Genomic DNA, 17,688 nt, shown 5'->3' with positions numbered 1-17,688 from the left:
CTCACTCCATCGGCTTCAGGATCTCGACCTCGTCGCCCTGCCGCAGCGCGGTGTAGAAGCACGAGCGGCGGTTGGTGTGACAGGCCGGGCCGGTCTGATCGACGAGCAGCAGCAGACAGTCGCGATCGCAGTCGATGCGCAGCTCGACCAGCCGCTGCACATGGCCCGAGCTTTCGCCCTTCGCCCAGAAGCTCTGGCGCGAGCGCGACCAATAGGTCACCTGCCCGGTCTCGAGCGTGCGCGCGAGGCTTTCGGCATTCATCCAGGCCATCATCAGCACATCCCCGGTCGCCGCGTCCTGCGCGATTGCCGGGATCAGGCCGTTGGCGTCGTATTTCAGTGTGGCGGGGTCGAAACTCATCGGGCTTTCCTTGCGCGTTGTGCCGTCCTATCTACCCTGCGCAACCCCGGGGGAAAAGCCATGAGCGACGCCGATCTGTTCAAGCTCTATTCGCAGCGCATCCTGGCGCTCGCCGCGGACATCCCGTTCACCGAGCCGCTGGCCGCCCCGGATGCCAGCGCGCGCAAACGCGCGCCGCTCTGTGGCTCGACCGTTGCCGTTTCGCTGACGCTGCAGGACGGGCGGATCACCGGCTACAGCCAGCAGGTGCATGCCTGCGCGCTTGGTCAGGCCTCGGCGGCGATCTTCGGCGCGGCGGTGATCGGGCGCACGCCCGACGAGGTGGCGGCGCTGCGCGACGCGCTCGCCGCGATGCTGAAAGGCGGGCCGGTGCCCGCCGCCCCCTTCGGCGACTATGAGGTGCTGCAGGCGGCGCGCGACTATCCGAACCGCCACGCCTCGATCCTGCTTGCCCCCGAGGCGACGCTTGCGGCGCTCGACGCCGCCGCCTCCGCCGCCTGATCTCTCCCCGCTGTCAGGACAAAAAAAACGCCGCCATCCGAAGATGGCGGCGCAGGAGCGCTTTCGGGGGGCGGAACCCCTCTTTGGACAGGCGGCCGCGCATCGGGGACAGAGGCGGCAGCGAAAGCGCGAGGCAGTGAACGGGGCCGGGCTCAGAACAGCCCGGGCAGATAGAGAACCGCAACGAAAGTGACGCACAGCGAAAGAGCGCCCAGGGCGTCGTGCATCAGAGTGTTCGGCGACCGGCCGAGGGTGGCGTTCAGATCCTTGCGCATTCCGTACTCCTTTCGTTCCAGTTGCTATTTTGTTCTCATATCCCGTTTCGCAAGTAAAGAACTTTTTGAGAACATCGCTCAGCCGACGTCGATCAGCCGGATCGCGCGGTCCTGTTCCATCAGCCACAGGAAGACCCGCACCGCCTGGCCGCGGTCGCTGGCAAGGTCCGGGTCGCGGGCCAGAAGCGTGCGCGCGTCGCTTTGGGCGAGCGCCATCAGCCCGGCCTGACGTTCGAAATCGGCGATGCGGAAGCGCGGCAGGCCCGATTGCGCGGTGCCGATCACGTCGCCCGCACCGCGCATCGCAAGGTCTTCCTCGGCGATGCGGAAGCCATCCTCGCTCTCGCGCAGGATCGCCAGCCGCCGCTCGCCGCTTTCGGAGAGCGGCGGCTGATAGAGCAGCAGGCAGGTCGATGCGGCCGTCCCCCTCCCGACGCGCCCGCGCAGCTGATGCAGCTGTGCCAGGCCGAAGGTCTCGGCCCGCTCGATCACCATGATCGAGGCCGCGGGCACGTTCACGCCGACCTCGATCACCGTGGTCGCGACCAGAACCCGGGTGCGGCCGGCGACGAAATCGGCCATTGCGGCGTCCTTCTCGGCGGGCGGCATCTGGCCGTGGACGAGCCCCACCACGCCCTCGCCAAGCGCCGCACGCAGGGCAAGGAAGCGGTCCTCGGCGGCGGTCAGATCGACGCGCTCACTCTCCTCGACCAGCGGGCAGACCCAATAGGCCTGCCGCCCCTCGGCCACCGCACGGCGCAGATGCGCGACCACCTCGTCCAGCCGCGCGGTCGAGATCAGCGCGGTCTGCACCGGCTTGCGCCCGGGCGGCTTCTCGTCGAGCAGGCTGACGTCCATGTCGCCGTATTGGGCAAGCGCCAGCGAGCGCGGGATCGGCGTTGCGGTCATCACCAGCACATCCGCCGCCCGCCCCTTGGCGCCCAGCTCCATCCGCTGCGCAACGCCGAAGCGGTGCTGCTCGTCGACGATCACAAGGCGCAGGTCGTGAAAGACCACGTCCTTCTGAAAGACCGCATGGGTGCCGATCAGGATATGGATGCGGCCCTCGGCGAGATCAGTCAGCTTTGCCGCCCGCTCTGCCCCCTTGTCGCGGCCGGTGAGCAGCGCAAGGCGCACCCCCGCGGCCTCGGCCAGCTCGACCAGCCCTTCGTGGTGCTGACGGGCGAGGATCTCGGTCGGGGCCATCATCACCCCCTGCCCGCCCGCCTCGACCGCGGCGAGCAGCGCGAGCAGCGCCACGAGCGTCTTGCCGGAGCCGACATCGCCCTGCAGCAGCCGGTTCATCCGTCGCTCGGCGGCCATGTCGGCGCTGATTTCCTCGACCGCGCGGGTCTGGGCGCCGGTCGGCCGGTACGGCAGCGCGGCGAGCACCCGCGCCCGCAGCCGGCCGTCGCCAAGGCTTGCCCGGCCCTTGCCGCGCCGCTGCATCCGGCGGGCGAGCGCCAGCGTCATCTGATGGGCGAAGAACTCGTCATAGGCGAGACGGGTGCGCGCGGGCGTGGTGGGCGCGGTGTCGGCAAGCGACGTGGGCGCATGGGCCGTGCGCAGCGCCTCGGCCCAGCCCGGCCAGCCCTCGCGCGCCCGCAGCGCCGGGTCGATCCATTCGGCCAGATCGGGCAGACGGGCCAGCGCCCCCTCGGCCGCCTTCGCCATCACCCGCTGCGTCACCCCGGCCCCAAGCGGATAGACCGGCTCGAAACGCGGCAGCTTGTCCGCCTCTTCGGGCGGCAACAGGTGATCGGGGTGGACCATCTGCGCGGTGCCGTCGAAGAGTTCGAGCTTGCCCGAGACGAGACGCCGCGCGCCGATGGGCAGCTGCCGTTCCAGAAAATCGCCGCGGGCGTGGAAGAAGACCAGCGCGAACTCGGCTTCTGCGTCATGCACCAGCACCCGCGACGGCCCGCCCTTGCGCCGTGCCGGCACATGGGCGTCGATGGTGACTTCGACGGTGACGATGGCGGGCGGCACCGCCTCGCGGATCGTGCGCAAGGGCGTGCGGTCGATGACCGAATGCGGCAGCGCGAAAAGCACGTCGCGCGGCCGCGCAATGTCGAGCTGCGCGAGCGCCGCCGCGGTCTTGGCGCCGATGCCGGGCAAGGTCTCGAGCCCGGCAAACAGCGGAAAGAGACCCGCGGGGCGGCCGCTCATGTGCCCTGCGCCAGCGCGAGCCAGGCGTCCTCGTCGATCACCTCGATGCCAAGCTCGGCGGCCTTCGCGGCCTTCGAGCCGGCGCCCGGGCCGGCGATGACCAGATCGGTCTTCGCCGAGACCGAGCCCGCCACCTTGGCGCCAAGCGCCTCGGCCCGCGCCTTCGCCTCGGCCCGCGTCATCTTCTCGAGCGTGCCGGTGAAGACGAGCGTCTTGCCGGCGATCGCGCCGCTTGCGGCCTTGGCCGGCGGCGGCAGGATGGTGAGCTGCGCCACCAGCCGGTCGATGGCCGAGCGCTCCTCGGGGTTCGCGAAAGCGTCCGAGAGCGACAGTGCCAGCACCGGGCCGATGCCGTCGGTGGCGACAAGATCAGCCCAGGCGGCGGTGGCCTCGGCCGGCACATCAAGGGCGGCGATCGCCGCGTTGCGCGCCTCGGTGATGCGGGCGCGGCGGCCCTCGGTCTGGGCCGCGGCCCGCTCGGCCTCTTCGGCCGCATCGGCCGCGCGCTGCGCCAGCGCCGCCGGGCGGGCGCGGTCGAGCGCCTCGGCCATCGCCGCCCAGCTGCCGTAATGCTGCGCCACGTCCTTCGCCGCCGCCTCGCCGCAATGGCGGATGCCAAGCGCGAAGATCAGCCGGTCGAGCCCGATCTCGCGCCGCAGCTCGATCGCCGCAAACAGGTTCTGCGCCGATTTCTCGCCCCAGCCCTTGACCCGGGCCAGCGGCTTCGCCGCCAGATACTCGATGCCGGCGATGACATGGTCGGGGTCGGCCTCATTGACCGGCACGCCCGCGGCCCGCAACATCTCGGCCAGCCCTGCGAGCAGGTCCGGCACCCGGTCTGGCAAGGCGAGCTGATGGGCCAGCCGCTCGCGCGGCCGGGCGACCAGCGCCCCGGGCTGACCATCGCGGGCCGCCAGGGTGAAAATGTCGGCGGGTTCCGAGATCCGGCACAGCTCATAGAAGAACTCGATCTGCTTCGCGCCGAGCCCCTCGATGTCGAAGGCCGCGCGCGAGACGAAGTGGCGCAGCTTCTCCACCGCCTGCGCCGGGCAGATCAGCCCGCCGGTGCAGCGGCGCACCGCATCGCCCTCCTCGCGGATCGCGGGCGAGCCGCATTCCGGGCAGATCGCCGGGAAGACATAGGGCGCGGCGCCTTCGGGCCGACGGCTCAGGTCGACATCGGCCACCTTCGGGATCACGTCGCCGGCGCGATAGACCTGCACCCAGTCCCCCTCGCGGATGTCCTTGCCGCCGCGGATCTCCTCGCCGAAGGAGTTGCGGCCGGCGATGTAATCCTCGTTGTGCAGCGTCGCGTTCGAGACCACGACACCGCCGACGGTGACCGGCATCAGCCGCGCCACCGGGCTGAGCGCGCCGGTGCGGCCGACCTGAATCTCGATCCGTTCCAGCAGCGTCCAGGCAGTCTGCGCCGGGAACTTGTGCGCGATCGCCCAGCGCGGCGTGGTCGAGCGATAGCCAAGCCGGCGCTGCAACGCGAGGTCGTTCACCTTGTAGACGACGCCGTCGATGTCATAGCCGAGCGTGGCGCGCTGCGCCTCGATGGCGCGGTAATGGGCGAGCATCTCGCCCGGTCCGTCGCACAGCACGGTGAGCGGGTTGACGGTGAAGCCAAGTGCGCGGAAGCGCTCCATCGCCGCCATTTGCGTCTCGGCCACGGGTTCGGAATGCGCGCCCCAGGCATAGGCAAAGAAATGCAGCGAGCGCGCCGCGGTGATGCGCGCGTCAAGCTGGCGCAGCGAGCCCGCGGCGGCGTTGCGCGGATTGGCGAAAGGCTTCTCTCCCGCCGCCTCCTGGCGCGCATTCAGCGCCTCGAAATCGGCATGGCTCATGTAGACCTCGCCGCGCACCTCGAGCACCTCGGGGGCGTTCTCGAGCTGCTGCGGGATATCGGCGATGGTGCGGGCGTTCTCGGTGACATTCTCGCCGACCTCGCCGTCGCCGCGGGTCGCGGCCTGCACCAGCACGCCCTTCTCATAGAGCAGGGCAAGCGACAGCCCGTCGATCTTCGGCTCGGCGGTATAGGTCAGCGGCGCTTCCGGGCCGAGGCCCAGATAGGTGCGCACCCGACCGTCGAAATCGCGGATGTCCTCGTCGGTGAAGCCGTTCTCGAGGCTGAGCATCGGCACCGCATGGGTGACCTTGCCAAAGCCCTCGGCCACCGCGCCGCCGACCTGCTGGGTCGGGCTGTCGGGGCGGGCGAGATCGGGGAATCGCCGCTCGATCGCACGCAGGCGCTGCTTCAGCGCGTCATAATCCGCATCCGAAATCTCGGGCGCGTCGAGCGTGTGATAGGCAGTATTCGCGGCCTCGATGCCGGCAACGAGCGCAGGCAGCTCGGCGGCGGCCTGCGCATGGGTCAGTTCTTCGATCGCGGGCTTGTCGTCCGTCATCTTCGTCCCTTTCGGCTGCCCCAATCCATAGGGTCAGCCGGCAGGGTCGTCCAGAGCTTCAGGCGCCCATCGCGACACGACCGCCAAGCGCGCTGTGATCGGGGTCGCGCAGCACATAGCCGCGGCCCCAGACCGTCTCGATATAGTTCTCGCCCTCGGTCACTTCCGACAGTTTCTTGCGCAGCTTGCAGATGAAGACGTCGATGATCTTCAGCTCCGGCTCGTCCATGCCGCCGTAGAGATGGTTGAGGAACATCTCCTTGGTCAGGGTGGTGCCCTTGCGCAGGCTGAGCAGTTCGAGCATCTGGTATTCCTTGCCGGTCAGATGCACCGGGCGCCCGCCCGCCTCGACCGTCTTCGCATCGAGGTTGACCGCGATCTTGCCGGTGCGGATCACCGATTGCGAATGGCCCTTGGAGCGGCGGATGATCGCGTGGATGCGGGCGATCAGCTCCTCGCGGTGGAAGGGTTTCGTCATGTAATCGTCGGCGCCGAAACCGAAGCCCTTGATCTTGTTCTCGGTGTCATCGGCGCCGGTGAGGATCAGGATCGGCGTGTCGACGCGGGCAAGGCGCAGCTGGCGCAGCACCTCGAGCCCGTTGATGTCGGGCAGGTTCAGATCGAGCAGGATCAGATCGTAGTCATAGAGCTTGGCGAGATCGATCCCCTCCTCGCCCAGATCCGTGCAATAGACATTCAGGTTCGCATGGGTCAGCATGAGCTCGATGCTGCGCGAGGTCGTGGGGTCATCCTCCACCAGCAAGATCCGCATCGTCAGTCCTCCGCATTCGTCCCTCGATCGCTCTCGAGACTCGCATCAAGTGGTTAACACCTCCTTAATGTTGCATATTTTTAACGTTACGCAACTTAAAGTTGTCTGAATTTCTGAATCGCGGTCACTTTCAGCCCGGCAATCCCGTGTTTTTCCACCGCCTCCGTCCAGAGATCGAATTCCTCGTCGGAAAGTTCGTAGCGTTGCAAAACCTCCGCCCGGGGAATCAACCCACAGGCAACGGCCTGCACCAGCACCGCCTTGCGCGACGCAACCCAACGGCGCGTGTCCTTCGGCGGCAAGTCCGCGCGCGTCAGAATCGTGCCATCAGGCAGGGTGACCGAGCGCGGACCATCGACTTTCTTCAGATACATAGCTCTCCCCTCCGACCTTCCGTTCCCCGAGATCTGCGGCCCCCACCATGCCCTGTCGGTCTTAACGCCGCGTGAAGCAAAGGGTTGTGAGCGGCGGGGTTTTTCCTATATTCCTGCGGGTCTGGTTAAAGGACCCTCGAAATGAGCAAGGATTTGCCTGACGACATGCCCCTGAACTCGCTCGGCCTGCCGAAACCGCCGGCCGAGACGCGAGTCGTGGTGGCGATGTCGGGCGGCGTCGACAGCTCGGTGGTGGCGGCGATGCTGGCCGAGGAAGGCTATGATGTCGTCGGCGTGACGCTGCAGCTTTACGACCATGGCGCGGCACTGGCGAAAAAGGGCGCGTGCTGTGCGGGCCAGGACATCCACGACGCCCGCCGCGTCGCCGAGACGATGGGCTTTCCGCATTACGTGCTCGATTACGAGAATACCTTCCGCGAGGCGGTGATCGAGGAATTCGCCGATGCCTATCTGGCCGGCGCCACCCCCGTGCCCTGCATCCGCTGCAACGAGCGGGTGAAGTTCAAGGACCTGCTCGAGACCGCGAAGGATCTCGAGGCCGATTGCATGGCGACCGGCCATTACATCCAGCGCCGGATCGGGCCGACCGGGCCGGAGCTTCATTGCGCCGCCGATCCGAACCGCGACCAGAGCTATTTCCTGTTCTCGACCACGCCCGAGCAGCTGACCTTCCTGCGCTTCCCGCTCGGCCACCTCGCCTCGAAGGCCGAGACCCGGGCGCTTGCCGCGAAATACGGCCTGCCGGTCGCCGACAAGCCCGACAGCCAGGACATCTGCTTCGTGCCGAACGGCAGCTACGCGAGCGTGATCGAGAAGCTGCGCCCGGGCGCCGCCGATCCGGGCGAGATCGTCGATCTGTCGGGCCGGGTGCTGGGCACGCATCGCGGCGTGATCCATTACACCATCGGCCAGCGCCGCGGGCTTGGCATCGGCGGCGGCGAGCCGCTTTACGTCGTCAGGCTCGATCCCGGGACGCGGCGGGTGATCGTCGGCCCGAAGGAGGCGCTCGCCACCCGCATCATCCCGGTGCGCGAGATCAACTGGCTTGGCGACGAGGCGCTCGCCGCGCGGCCAGAATGGCATGTCTCGGTCAAGGTCCGCTCGACCCGCCCGCCGCGCGAGGCGATCTTGCGGCCGCTGAGCGCGACCGAGGCCGAGGTCGAGCTGCTCGACCCCGAGGAAGGCGTCAGCCCCGGTCAGGCCTGTGTCTTCTACGAGACCGGCGGCACGCGCATCCTTGGCGGCGGCTGGATCTGGAAGGGCCGCGCCGCCTGACCGCCCTGCCCCCCTCGGGCAAAAGAACCGGGCAAAGAAAAACCCCTCGCCGTGGCGAGGGGTTTTCCATTTCAGATAGGCCTCAGCGCACCAGCACGTAGCTGCCGGGGGCGTCGGCGAGCGGGGCATAGCCCGCCTCTTCGTTGCCCATCGGCGGCGGCGCGCCATCCTCGAGCCCCTGCGTCTCGCGCAGCCAGTCGGCCCAGGGCTGCCACCACGAACCCGGAACCTTCGGCACGCTCGCCGCCCATTCCTTCGGCCCGGGATGCGCCCGGCCCGGCTCGTGCGTCATCATCCGGTATTTCGCCCGCGGGCTGCCCGGAGGAGCGACGATGCCGGTGTTGTGCCCGCCCGAGACCAGCGCGAAGGTCACGCTGCCATGCATCAGGTAGGTCAGCTTGAACACCGAGTTCCAGGGCGCGATGTGGTCATGCTCGGTCGCTACGGCGAAGATCGGCGCCTTGATGTCCTGCAAGAAGATGTGCCCGCCGCCCGATTCCATCCGGCCATCAGCCAGATCGTTGTTCAGGAACAGCTTGCGCAGGTATTCCGAATGCATCTTGTAGGGCATCCGGGTGGCGTCCTTCGACCAGGCGCCAAGCGACGAGGCCGTCTCGCGCTCGCCCATCATGTATTCGCGCACCATGTGCGACCACACGAGGTCTTGCGACTTCAGCATCGAGAAGGTGCCGGCCATCGCTTCCTTGTCGAGATAGCCCTCCTCCCACATCATGTCTTCAAGAAGCGCGAGCTGGTCCTCGCTGGTGAACAGGCTCAGCTCGCCCGCCTCGGTGAAGTCGACCTGCGCCGCCAGCATCGTCAGCGTCGCCAGCCGCTCGTCGCCGTCGCGCGCCATCGTCGCCGCGGTCACCGAGAACAGCGTGCCGCCGAGACAATAGCCGAGCCCGTGCACCTTCTCCGAGCCGGTGATCGCCGTCACCGCATCGATCGCCGCCATCACCCCGAGGGTGCGGTAATCGTCGAAGCCGAGATCGCGGTCTTCCTCGTCGGGGTTCTTCCAGCTGATGCAGAAGACGGTGAAGCCCTGACCCACCAGCCAGTTGATCAGCGATTCCTGCTTCGTCAGGTCGAGGATGTAATATTTCATGATCCAGGCCGGCACGATCAGCAGCGGCACTGGATGCGTGACCTCGGTGGTCGGCGAATATTGCAACAGCTCGATCAGCCGGTTGCGGAACACCACCTTGCCCGGCGTCACCGCGACCTCGCGCCCCGGCACGAAGACATCGGCCATCTCTTCCTGGCCGGTCGCCTTCTTCAGCAGGTCCTCGGCGAAATACTGCGCGCCGCGCACCAGATTGCGCCCGCCCTCCTCGATCGTGCGCGAGATCAGCTGCGGGTTGGTGGCGAGGAAGTTCGAGGGCGAGAACATGTCGAGCATCTGCCGGCCGTAGAATTCGACCAGCTTCTCGTGCTTCTTCTCGACGCCGGGAACGTCGGTCGTCGCCTTCGCCCACCATTGCTGGGCAAGCAGGAAGCTTTGCGACCAGTAGGAGAAGGGCAGCTTCGACCATTCCGGCCCGGCAAAACGCCGGTCCTGCTTCAGCGGTTCGATGCAGGGGGCGGCTTCCGTGCCGACGCCGCCGACCTGGCACATCACCTCGGCGGCCAGACGCTGCGCCTTGCGGGCCGATTTCCACGCCAACTCGGCCTGCTTGCCGGGGCTGATCGCGAGATGTGCCGCCCAGTCGGCCCAGGCGAGCGACAGCGCAAGCGGCGACAGACCGCCCTCGGCCTTGCCCATCAGCGCATGCACATAATGGTCAAGCTGGCGGAAGGACTCCTCGGCCGCACGTTTCTCGGGCGTATCGCCCACGATGCCGGCATTCGTCACGAAGGGAACCGGCAGCTGCGCCCGCGGGGCCTCGGCCACGGGGGCGGGCTTGGCCACCTTCGCCCTCGCCCGCACGGCAGGCTTCGCCGCCGGCATTTCATCAGCGCTCAGGATCTCATCCGACGCCGGGGCGTCGGATTTGACGCGCCGGCCGCGCGTCTTGCGGAGGGTAGTCGTCATCGCGTTTCCTCATTCTCGGGGCGGGCAGAGCGCCCGCCCGCTGCGTCAGTCCTTGCTCTTGCCGCCTGCAGCCGTCACCATCGCCTCGCCCTCCTCAGTCGCGGCGCGGATCGCCTGCTCGGCGATTTCGGTGGCCGAAGCGGCCAGCTTGTTCGTCTCGACCGAATAATCGGTCAGCATCTTCTGCCAGAATCCCTGCCACATCGCCATGGCCTCGGCAGGGCTGCCGGCATCGGCGAGTTCATCCAGCATCTCACGGTCGCGCTCGAAGCGGGCCTTGAGAAATTCCAGCATCTCGATGTTGTGTTTCAGCAACGACTCGGCCATGCGGGCCTGCGGCTTCATGAACATCGTCCAGGTCTCGGCCGACGGTGCCTTCATCATGGAGGCGAAGGTGATCGTCGACGGCGGGGTCTTCGTTGGCATGACTGTCCTCCTTCAGGCTTTCCAATGCAGGAACTCTAGCACGTTTTTGCAGGTGCAGAATTGATCTGTGACAACCTTTGCGCGACCGGACGCACCGTCACCGCCGGGCGCCGCGTGATGGGCGCACACGATTCGAGGGAGGGCCGCTTCCCTCCCCTGTTATCGCCGCACATCATATCAGCATGTTGACAGTCTGGCCCCGCGACAAGATCGCCCGGCGGGCAACGAGCAACGGGCGCGCCCCGTTCCCGCCCGCGCCCGGACGGCGGACACCGGGCGCAGGCGATTCGTCCCGCCGGGCCCCGCGGTGCGGCCTCAGCCCAGCTTGCGCAGCCGCGCGATCAGGCTCGAGGTGTCCCAGCGGGCGCCGCCCATGGCCTGCACCTCCTTGTAGAACTGGTCGACCAGCGCGGTGACCGGCAGGCTCGCCCCGGTCTCGTTCGCGGTGGCGAGGCAGATCCCCAGATCCTTGCGCATCCAGTCGACGGCGAAACCGAAGTCGAAAGTGCCCGCCTCCATCGTCTGGTAGCGGTTCGACATCTGCCAGCTGCCCGCCGCGCCCTGACTGATCGCCTCGACCACATCCGAGATCGACAGCCCCGCCTTCTCGGCGAAATGCAGCGCCTCGGAGAGGCCCTGCACCAGCCCGGCGATGGCGATCTGGTTGCACATCTTGGTCAGCTGGCCGGCGCCGGTCTCGCCCATCCGCCGGCAGGCCTTGGCATAGGACGCAATCACCGGCTCGGCCGCGGCATAATCCGCCTCGGAGCCGCCGCACATCACCGTCAGCACGCCGTTCTCGGCCCCCGCCTGCCCGCCCGAGACCGGCGCATCGACGAAGCCGAGCCCCATCTGCGCGGCGACCGCGGCCAGCTCGCGGGTGACCTTGGCCGAGACGGTGGTGTGATCGACGAAGATCGCCTCCGCGCCCATGCCGGCGAAGGCGCCCTCGTCGCCGAGACAGACGGCGCGCAGGTCGTCGTCATTGCCGACGCAGGCCATCACGAAATCGGCACCCGCGGCGGCGGCGGCCGGCGTGGCCGCGGCGCGCCCGCCATGGCGCGCGACCCAGGCCTCGGCCTTGGCCGGGGTGCGGTTGTAGACCGTCACCTCATGCCCCTTCGCCGCCAGATGCCCCGCCATCGGAAAGCCCATCACCCCGAGCCCCAGAAATGCCACCTTCGCCATGGGCCTGCTCCCGCTTTCTTGCGCGAAACGCGCGTTGATCATTGGTCCTGCCTGACTTAGTAACCTCTCGACCCGCCCCGTCAACCGACGCCTCCCTCCCTCAGCCGCCGAGCCCGCCGATGTTCACCCTGTTTCGCTGGATGGTCCGCCTTGTCACGCTGGCGCTCGTGGTGCTGGTTCTGGCCGGGCTCGGGGCGTGGTATTTCGCCTCGCGCTCGCTGCCCGATTACAACGCGAGCTACAGCGTCACCGGCATCTCGGCCCCGGTCGAGATCGTGCGCTCGACCGAGGACGTGCCGCATATCTTCGGCAAGACCGATGCCGATGTGTTCTTCGCCCTCGGCCTTGCCCATGCGCAGGACCGGCTGTGGCAGATGACCGTGCTGCGCCGCACCGTGCAGGGCCGGCTGAGCGAGGTCTTCGGCGCCGAGACGCTGAAGACCGACGAGCTGATGCGCCGCCTCGACCTTTACGGCGCGGCGGTGAAATCGGTGGCGGCGCAGGACGAAGAGACGAAGGCCGCGCTCGAGGCCTATGCCCGCGGCGTCAACGCCTGGATCGAACAGGTGAACAAGGGCGCGCTTGGCCGCGGCGCACCCGAGTTCTTCCTGTTCAAGGCCGATATCGCCTATTGGACGCCCGCCGATTCCATCGCCATCCTCAAGCTTCTGGCCGCCGAAACCGCAAGCCAGGTGCAGACCGAGGTGCTGCGGGCGCGCGTCTCGATGCTGGGCCAGGACTGGGTGAAGGATATCCTGCCCGACGTGCCGGGTGCCGGCATCGCCGCGCTGCCCGATTACGCGAGCCTTTTCCCGGGCCTCCCCCCCGGGGTGAAGATGGCCGATGCCGAAGGGGAGATGTCGCCCTTCCCGCCGCGCGATTTCGCCGGCGCCTCGAATGCCGTCGCCGCCGCACCGCGCCGCTCGGCGGCCGGTGGCTCGCTGCTCGCGAACGATCCGCACATGGCCTTCACCGCGCCGTCCTGGTGGTATCTCGCCCGGCTCGAGCTCGGCACCGGCGGCGTCATCGGCGCCACCATCCCGGGCCTCCCGCTGGTGCTGAGCGGGCGCAACGCGCGGCTCGGCTGGGGCATCACCTCGGCCCATGTCGACGACCAGGACCTGCACATCGAAGAGCTGAACCCCGCCGATCCCGAGCGCTACCGCACGCCCGACGGCTGGAAGGCCTTCGACACCCGCCGCGCGATCATCGAGGTGAAGGACGCCCAGCCCGTCACCATCACCCTGCGCTGGACCGACAACGGCCCGGTGCTGCCGGCGGGGCATTTCAACCTCGCCGCGATCACCCCCCCGGGCGATGTCGTCTCGCTGAACTGGACCGCGCTCGACCCTGCCGACACCTCGATGAGCGCCGGGCTCGCGCTGATGCAGGCGGGGTCGGTCGCGGCGGCAGTGGCGGCGGGCGAGCGCTACATCGCGCCCGCCGAGAACCTGATCCTCGCCGACGAAACCGGCGTCGGCATGGTGACGATCGGGGCGATCCCGGCGCGCGATCCGGGCCATGTCACGCAAGGACGGATGCCCTCGCCGGGCTGGGAGACGGTGAACCGCTGGCAGGGCCGGCTGCCCTATGCCGACAACCCGCGCTTCCTGGACCCCGAGGGCGGCATCGTCATCAACACCAACAACAAGATGATCGACCGCCCCTTCCCCTACAATGTCAGCTTCGACTGGGGCGACAGCCAGCGCGTGCTGCGCCTGACCCGGCTGATGGGCGAGCGCGAGGTGCATTCGCGCGAAAGCTTCATCTCGGCCCAGCTCGACACCGTCTCGCCCGCCGCGCGCAACCTGCTGCCGCTCGTCGGCAAGGACCTGTGGTTCACCGGCGAGGCGGCGCCCGAGGGCACCCCCGAACGGCTGCGCCAGCGCGCGCTCGAACTGCTCGCCGCCTGGGATGGCGACATGAACGAGCACCTGCCCGAGCCGCTGATCTATGCCGCCTGGATGCGGCACCTGCAGAACCGGCTGATCCGCGACGAGCTCGGCCCGCTCGCCACGGAATTCACCCATCTCGAGCCGCTCTTCATCGAGCGCGTGTTCCGCAACACCGAGGGCGCCAGCCGCTGGTGCGACGTGATGCAATCGGCCCCGGTCGAGACCTGCACCGACATCGCGCGGATCTCGCTCGACGAGGCGCTCCTGGAACTGAAGGCGAAATACGGGCCCAATATCGAAAGCTGGCGCTGGGGCGACGCGCATGAGGCGCTGCACGACCATGCCGTGCTCGGCAAGACGCCGATCCTGAACTGGCTGATGAACATCCGGCAATCGACCTCGGGCGGCGATTTCACCCTGAACCGGGGCCTGACCTCGGGCACCGGCGCGAACCCCTTCGCCAATGTGAACGGCGCGGGCTATCGCGGCGTCTATGACTTCGCCGACCCCGATAGCTCGGTCTTCATCATCGCCACGGGTCAGTCGGGCCACCCGCTCAGCCGCCATTACGACGACCTGTCCGAGCTGTGGCGGCGCGGCGAATACATCCCGATGTCGCTCGACCCCGAGCTCGCCCGCGCCGCCGCCGCCGGCATCACCCGGCTCGAACCGGCCGCCCCCGACGACAAGTAGTCCCGCCTCGGCGCAGAAGACAAAAGCCGCGGCACAGGGGTCCCGTGCCGCGGCTTTTCCTTGTCCAAATACTCCCGCCGGAGGCCCCGGCCGGGGGCAGACCCCGCCCTCAGAGCGCGCGGAAGCGGTGCCGCTGGCTCGTCGACCAGTTCACCTCGAGCTCCCAGCCGTCCTTCGTCTCGCGCTCGCCCCGCACCACGTTCTGCGCATGCAGCCAGGCGCGGGCGCGGCCCTGGTCGAAGTGCAGCGTCAGCGTCTCGTCGTGGCGCTCCTCGCCAAGCCGCGCCTCGATCGCCGCAAGCAGCGGCTCGAAGCCGTCGCCGGTCAGCGCCGAAACCGCCTGCACGTCGCCGCGCCGCGCATCCTGCACCAGAAGCGCCGCGCGGGTCTCCTCGGAAAGCGCATCGATCTTGTTCCAGACCTCGATCAGCGGCACGTCCTCGGACACGCCGAGGCTTTCGAGGATCTCGCCGACGTCAGCCGCCTGTTCCTCGGTCTCGGGATGCGCGATGTCGCGCACGTGCAAGATCAGATCGGCCTCGAGCACCTCCTCGAGCGTGGCGCGGAAGGCCGCGACCAGCTCGTGCGGCAGGTCGGAGATGAAACCCACCGTGTCCGACAGGATCACCTTGCGGCCGGAGGGCAGCGTGATGCCGCGCATCGTCGGATCGAGCGTGGCGAAGAGCATGTCCTTCGCCAGCACATCGGCCCCGGTCATCCGGTTGAAGAGCGTCGACTTCCCGGCGTTGGTATAGCCAACGAGCGCCACGATCGGGAACGGCACCTTGCGCCGCGCGGCGCGGTGCAGCTCGCGTGTCTTCACCACCTTGGCAAGCTGGCGACGGATCTTGATCACCTGCTCGTCGATCGCGCGCCGGTCGGCCTCGATCTGCGTCTCGCCGGGGCCGCCGACGAAACCGAAACCGCCGCGCTGGCGCTCGAGGTGGGTCCAGGCGCGCACCAGCCGCGTGCGCTGATAGCTGAGCGCGGCAAGCTCGACCTGCAGCACGCCTTCACGGGTGCGCGCACGGTCGGCGAAGATCTCGAGGATCAGCCCGGTGCGGTCGAGGAGCTTCACCCCCCAGTCCTTCTCCAGGTTGCGCTGCTGCACCGGCGTCACCGGCCCGTCGACGAGGACGAGATCGACCTCGACCTCGTGCAGGCGCTCCTTCAGCTCGGCAAGCTTGCCGGTGCCGAACAGATGGCCCGGATTGGGTTTCGGCAGGCGCACAACCTCGGCGCCGACAACCTCGAGGTTCGGCAGCGCCGCCGCAAGCGAAACCGCCTCGGCGAGGCGGTGCTCCGGCAGACGGCGGGCATCGGCCGTCTTCAGATCGGGATGCAGGACCCAGGCCCGTGTGGGCCTCGCCTGCGACAGGACGGGATCGCTCAGTCTTCGCCCTCGTACAGAGAAATCGGCTGACCCGGCATGATCGTCGAGATCGCATGCTTGTAGACAAGCTGGCTCTGGCCATCCCGGCGCAGCAGCACGCAGAAGTTGTCGAACCAGGTGATCACGCCCTGCAGTTTGACCCCGTTGATGAGGAAGATCGTGACCGGAACCTTCGTCTTGCGGACGTGGTTGAGGAATGCGTCCTGCAGGTTCTGTTTGTCGGCAGCCATTTTTATTATGCCTTCGTGTTTTTGTCGCGCGCCGGCCGCGTTGCTGCGTCCGTTGGAATCAGTATGCGCAAGAGTGGGGGAGATTCCACCCCCAAAAACAGCCCGTTATCTCATGCGCGGCAAAGATAGCACTCGCAGCCCGGTCAGCCGCGCCAGAACTCGGGGTTGAAAAGCGCAATGATCGCGAGGGTTTCGAGCCGGCCGAGCACCATCGCCGCGGCCAGCACAAATTTTGTCGCGTCGCCGAGGTCCGCCCAGCTCAGCGGCGTGTCCGCGGCAAAGGCGGCAAGCGGGCCGGTGTTCGACAGCGCCGCGATCGACATGATCGTCGCCGGTTCGAAGGCCAGCCCGGTCAGCGACACCGCCATCATCACCACCGCGATCGACATCGCGAAGAGCATGAAGAAGATCCAGGCGATATAGGCGCCCTCGCGGCGCAGCTTGCGCGCGGTCGGGCCGCCGCCGGCGATCGAGGCCGGATGGACGAGCTTGTTCAGCTCGCGCTCGCCGTGGCGCAGCAGCGCGTAGACGCGCAGCAGCCGCACCCCCCCCGCCGTGGTGGCGATGCCGCCGCCGGTGATCGCCAGCCCGGCGAGGATCAGACCGGGCGTGCCGAGCCCCGACCAGTGCCGCGCATCGTCCCAGCTCGCGCTCTCGAAGCCCGTGGTGGTGAGGAAGGAAAGCGCGGTGAACAGGCTGCCCCAGAGCGAATGCAGCACCGGACCGAAGGCCGCGGGCGTCTCGACGTCGAGCGCGGCGATCCAGTGGCGCATCAGCAGGAAGGCCGCGACCATGCCCACCAGCACCGCGGCAAGCCACAGCTCGGGGTCGTCGCGCAGCTTTTCCGAGGCGCGCAGCTCGCCGCCGCCCGGCCAGAGCCGGCGCGACAGCGCGGGGATCAGGAAGAGAAAGATCAGCATCTCGCCCACCAGCCCCGCGGGCGCGCCCGCAACGCCGGTGAGCGGCGAGATCCCCGAGGTCGCCAGCGTCGACATCGCATGGCAGAGCGCGACGAGGGAATCATCGCCCGCCATCATCAGCAGCAGCCACAACAGCGCGGTGAGCCCGGCATAGGCGGGCAGCAGCACGCCCGCGTAATGCACCACGCGCTCGCCCGGCTCGGCCGCACCGTCGCGCAGCAAGGAGGGCGCCTCGCCGCCGGTGCTGTTGCCGGCAACGAAAATCTCGAAGCCGCCAAGACGCAGCGGGGCAAGCACCGCGATCGCCATCACCAGCATGAAGAAGCCGCCCATCCAGCCCACGAGCGCGCGCCACAGGTGCAGGCTCGGCGCCAGCCGGTCGGGGACGTAGAGCGTGGCGCCGGTCGTCGTCAGCGACGAGACCATCTCCCACCAGGAATTGTAGAGCCCGGTGTCGCGCACCGATTCGTTGAACGGCACCGCCAGCACCACCGGCAGCAGCACGAAGGCCGCGAACATGGTCAGCAGATGCGTGCGCCCCTGATGCCCCTTCGGGTTCGAGGCGGTGGCGAGGGCGAGCAACGCACTCAGCATCAGAAACAGCACGCCCGAGTAGAAGAAGGCGCGCGACACCGCGTAGTTGCGCAGCACGAAGGCATGCGCGGCCGGCACCAGCATCGCCGCTGCCGCGATCGCGATCAGGAAGACGAAAAGCGGAACATGGCGCAGCTTCTGCAGCATCGCGCCGC

At 68.2% G+C, this 17,688-nt stretch carries 15 protein-coding genes; 3 read left to right on the top strand and 12 right to left on the bottom strand.

The features are described from left to right. Position 1: 1 nt before the first annotated feature. Positions 2-361, bottom strand: coding sequence for a phosphoribosyl-AMP cyclohydrolase (hisI, locus tag EOW66_RS17980; protein WP_128157720.1), 360 nt, complete (start codon positions 359-361; stop codon positions 2-4). A 60-nt stretch (positions 362-421) separates the two neighbouring features. Between hisI and EOW66_RS17975 the strand changes: the two genes are divergently transcribed. Further along, a complete protein-coding gene (locus tag EOW66_RS17975) occupies positions 422-862 on the top strand; it encodes an iron-sulfur cluster assembly scaffold protein (protein WP_128157719.1) in 441 nt (146 codons plus the stop codon). Between the two features lie 152 nt (positions 863-1,014). On the opposite strand, the gene EOW66_RS20855 is transcribed toward EOW66_RS17975, so the two are convergent. The 5 genes from EOW66_RS20855 to sciP all read right to left on the bottom strand — a co-directional run bounded on the left by EOW66_RS20855 (position 1,015) and on the right by sciP (position 6,863). Beyond that, the gene (locus EOW66_RS20855; protein ID WP_275402054.1) at positions 1,015-1,137 is read right to left on the bottom strand and encodes a hypothetical protein; all 123 of its coding nucleotides are present in this window, start codon (positions 1,135-1,137) and stop codon (positions 1,015-1,017) included. A 78-nt stretch (positions 1,138-1,215) separates the two neighbouring features. Further along, positions 1,216-3,306 carry an ATP-dependent DNA helicase RecG gene (gene recG / locus EOW66_RS17970; RefSeq protein WP_128157718.1) on the bottom strand — a complete coding sequence of 697 codons (2,091 nt, stop codon included), beginning with the start codon at positions 3,304-3,306 and terminating at the stop codon, positions 1,216-1,218. Continuing rightward, a complete protein-coding gene (ligA, locus tag EOW66_RS17965) occupies positions 3,303-5,717 on the bottom strand; it encodes an NAD-dependent DNA ligase LigA (protein WP_128157717.1) in 2,415 nt (804 codons plus the stop codon). Before ligA ends, recG begins: the two co-directional genes overlap by 4 nt. 58 nt (positions 5,718-5,775) lie before the next feature. Then, positions 5,776-6,489: a response regulator transcription factor CtrA gene (gene ctrA / locus EOW66_RS17960; RefSeq protein ID WP_113900329.1), complete on the bottom strand. Its 714-nt coding sequence runs from the start codon at positions 6,487-6,489 to the stop codon at positions 5,776-5,778. A 95-nt stretch (positions 6,490-6,584) separates the two neighbouring features. Then, positions 6,585-6,863, bottom strand: a complete 279-nt coding sequence (gene sciP / locus EOW66_RS17955; protein WP_128151402.1) for a CtrA inhibitor SciP — start codon at positions 6,861-6,863, stop codon at positions 6,585-6,587. Between the two features lie 141 nt (positions 6,864-7,004). Between sciP and mnmA the strand changes: the two genes are divergently transcribed. Further along, positions 7,005-8,159 carry a tRNA 2-thiouridine(34) synthase MnmA gene (gene mnmA / locus EOW66_RS17950; RefSeq protein ID WP_380711092.1) on the top strand — a complete coding sequence of 385 codons (1,155 nt, stop codon included), beginning with the start codon at positions 7,005-7,007 and terminating at the stop codon, positions 8,157-8,159. 82 nt (positions 8,160-8,241) lie between these two features. On the opposite strand, the gene EOW66_RS17945 is transcribed toward mnmA, so the two are convergent. The 3 genes from EOW66_RS17945 to EOW66_RS17935 form a co-directional block, all read right to left on the bottom strand. Then, a complete protein-coding gene (locus EOW66_RS17945) occupies positions 8,242-10,194 on the bottom strand; it encodes a PHA/PHB synthase family protein (RefSeq protein WP_128157716.1) in 1,953 nt (650 codons plus the stop codon). A 45-nt stretch (positions 10,195-10,239) separates the two neighbouring features. Further along, positions 10,240-10,620 carry a phasin family protein gene (locus EOW66_RS17940; protein ID WP_128157715.1) on the bottom strand — a complete coding sequence of 127 codons (381 nt, stop codon included), beginning with the start codon at positions 10,618-10,620 and terminating at the stop codon, positions 10,240-10,242. 315 nt (positions 10,621-10,935) lie between these two features. Beyond that, positions 10,936-11,808 carry an NAD(P)-dependent oxidoreductase gene (locus EOW66_RS17935; RefSeq protein ID WP_128157714.1) on the bottom strand — a complete coding sequence of 291 codons (873 nt, stop codon included), beginning with the start codon at positions 11,806-11,808 and terminating at the stop codon, positions 10,936-10,938. 119 nt (positions 11,809-11,927) lie between these two features. On the opposite strand from EOW66_RS17935, the gene EOW66_RS17930 reads away from it, so the two are divergent. Then, complete coding sequence (locus EOW66_RS17930; protein ID WP_128157713.1) at positions 11,928-14,396, top strand: penicillin acylase family protein; 2,469 nt, start codon at positions 11,928-11,930, stop codon at positions 14,394-14,396. Positions 14,397-14,505: 109 nt separating this feature from the next. Here the strand turns inward: EOW66_RS17930 and hflX are convergent, their stop codons facing one another. The 3 genes from hflX to EOW66_RS17915 all read right to left on the bottom strand — a co-directional run bounded on the left by hflX (position 14,506) and on the right by EOW66_RS17915 (position 17,680). Continuing rightward, positions 14,506-15,789 carry a GTPase HflX gene (hflX, locus tag EOW66_RS17925; protein ID WP_128157712.1) on the bottom strand — a complete coding sequence of 428 codons (1,284 nt, stop codon included), beginning with the start codon at positions 15,787-15,789 and terminating at the stop codon, positions 14,506-14,508. Further along, complete coding sequence (gene hfq, locus EOW66_RS17920; RefSeq protein ID WP_107323454.1) at positions 15,786-16,019, bottom strand: RNA chaperone Hfq; 234 nt, start codon at positions 16,017-16,019, stop codon at positions 15,786-15,788. The genes hflX and hfq overlap by 4 nt, the downstream gene beginning before the upstream one ends. Before the next feature lie 143 nt (positions 16,020-16,162). Then, a complete protein-coding gene (locus tag EOW66_RS17915) occupies positions 16,163-17,680 on the bottom strand; it encodes a TrkH family potassium uptake protein (RefSeq protein WP_128157711.1) in 1,518 nt (505 codons plus the stop codon). Positions 17,681-17,688 lie beyond the last annotated feature (8 nt).

The sequence above is a fragment of the Paenirhodobacter huangdaonensis genome, assembly GCF_004022465.1.
GTDB lineage: Bacteria > Pseudomonadota > Alphaproteobacteria > Rhodobacterales > Rhodobacteraceae > Rhodobacter > Rhodobacter huangdaonensis.
Note: the sequence above shows the minus strand (reverse complement) of the source record. Positions and strands in the feature narration are given on the sequence as shown.

Bases quoted from the DNA above. Each gene is read 5' to 3' on its own strand.
- EOW66_RS17935 (WP_128157714.1), bottom strand. From the start codon at position 11,808: ATGGCGAAGGTGGCATTTCTGGGGCTCGGGGTGATGGGCTTTCCGATG.
- hfq (WP_107323454.1), bottom strand. From the start codon at position 16,019: ATGGCTGCCGACAAACAGAACCTGCAGGACGCATTCCTCAACCACGTC.
- ligA (WP_128157717.1), bottom strand. From the start codon at position 5,717: ATGACGGACGACAAGCCCGCGATCGAAGAACTGACCCATGCGCAGGCC.
- EOW66_RS17930 (WP_128157713.1), top strand. From the start codon at position 11,928: ATGTTCACCCTGTTTCGCTGGATGGTCCGCCTTGTCACGCTGGCGCTC.
- hisI (WP_128157720.1), bottom strand. From the start codon at position 361: ATGAGTTTCGACCCCGCCACACTGAAATACGACGCCAACGGCCTGATC.
- mnmA (WP_380711092.1), top strand. From the start codon at position 7,005: ATGAGCAAGGATTTGCCTGACGACATGCCCCTGAACTCGCTCGGCCTG.
- ctrA (WP_113900329.1), bottom strand. From the start codon at position 6,489: ATGCGGATCTTGCTGGTGGAGGATGACCCCACGACCTCGCGCAGCATC.
- sciP (WP_128151402.1), bottom strand. From the start codon at position 6,863: ATGTATCTGAAGAAAGTCGATGGTCCGCGCTCGGTCACCCTGCCTGAT.
- recG (WP_128157718.1), bottom strand. From the start codon at position 3,306: ATGAGCGGCCGCCCCGCGGGTCTCTTTCCGCTGTTTGCCGGGCTCGAG.
- EOW66_RS17940 (WP_128157715.1), bottom strand. From the start codon at position 10,620: ATGCCAACGAAGACCCCGCCGTCGACGATCACCTTCGCCTCCATGATG.
- EOW66_RS17945 (WP_128157716.1), bottom strand. From the start codon at position 10,194: ATGACGACTACCCTCCGCAAGACGCGCGGCCGGCGCGTCAAATCCGAC.
- EOW66_RS17975 (WP_128157719.1), top strand. From the start codon at position 422: ATGAGCGACGCCGATCTGTTCAAGCTCTATTCGCAGCGCATCCTGGCG.
- EOW66_RS17915 (WP_128157711.1), bottom strand. From the start codon at position 17,680: ATGCTGCAGAAGCTGCGCCATGTTCCGCTTTTCGTCTTCCTGATCGCG.
- EOW66_RS20855 (WP_275402054.1), bottom strand. From the start codon at position 1,137: ATGCGCAAGGATCTGAACGCCACCCTCGGCCGGTCGCCGAACACTCTG.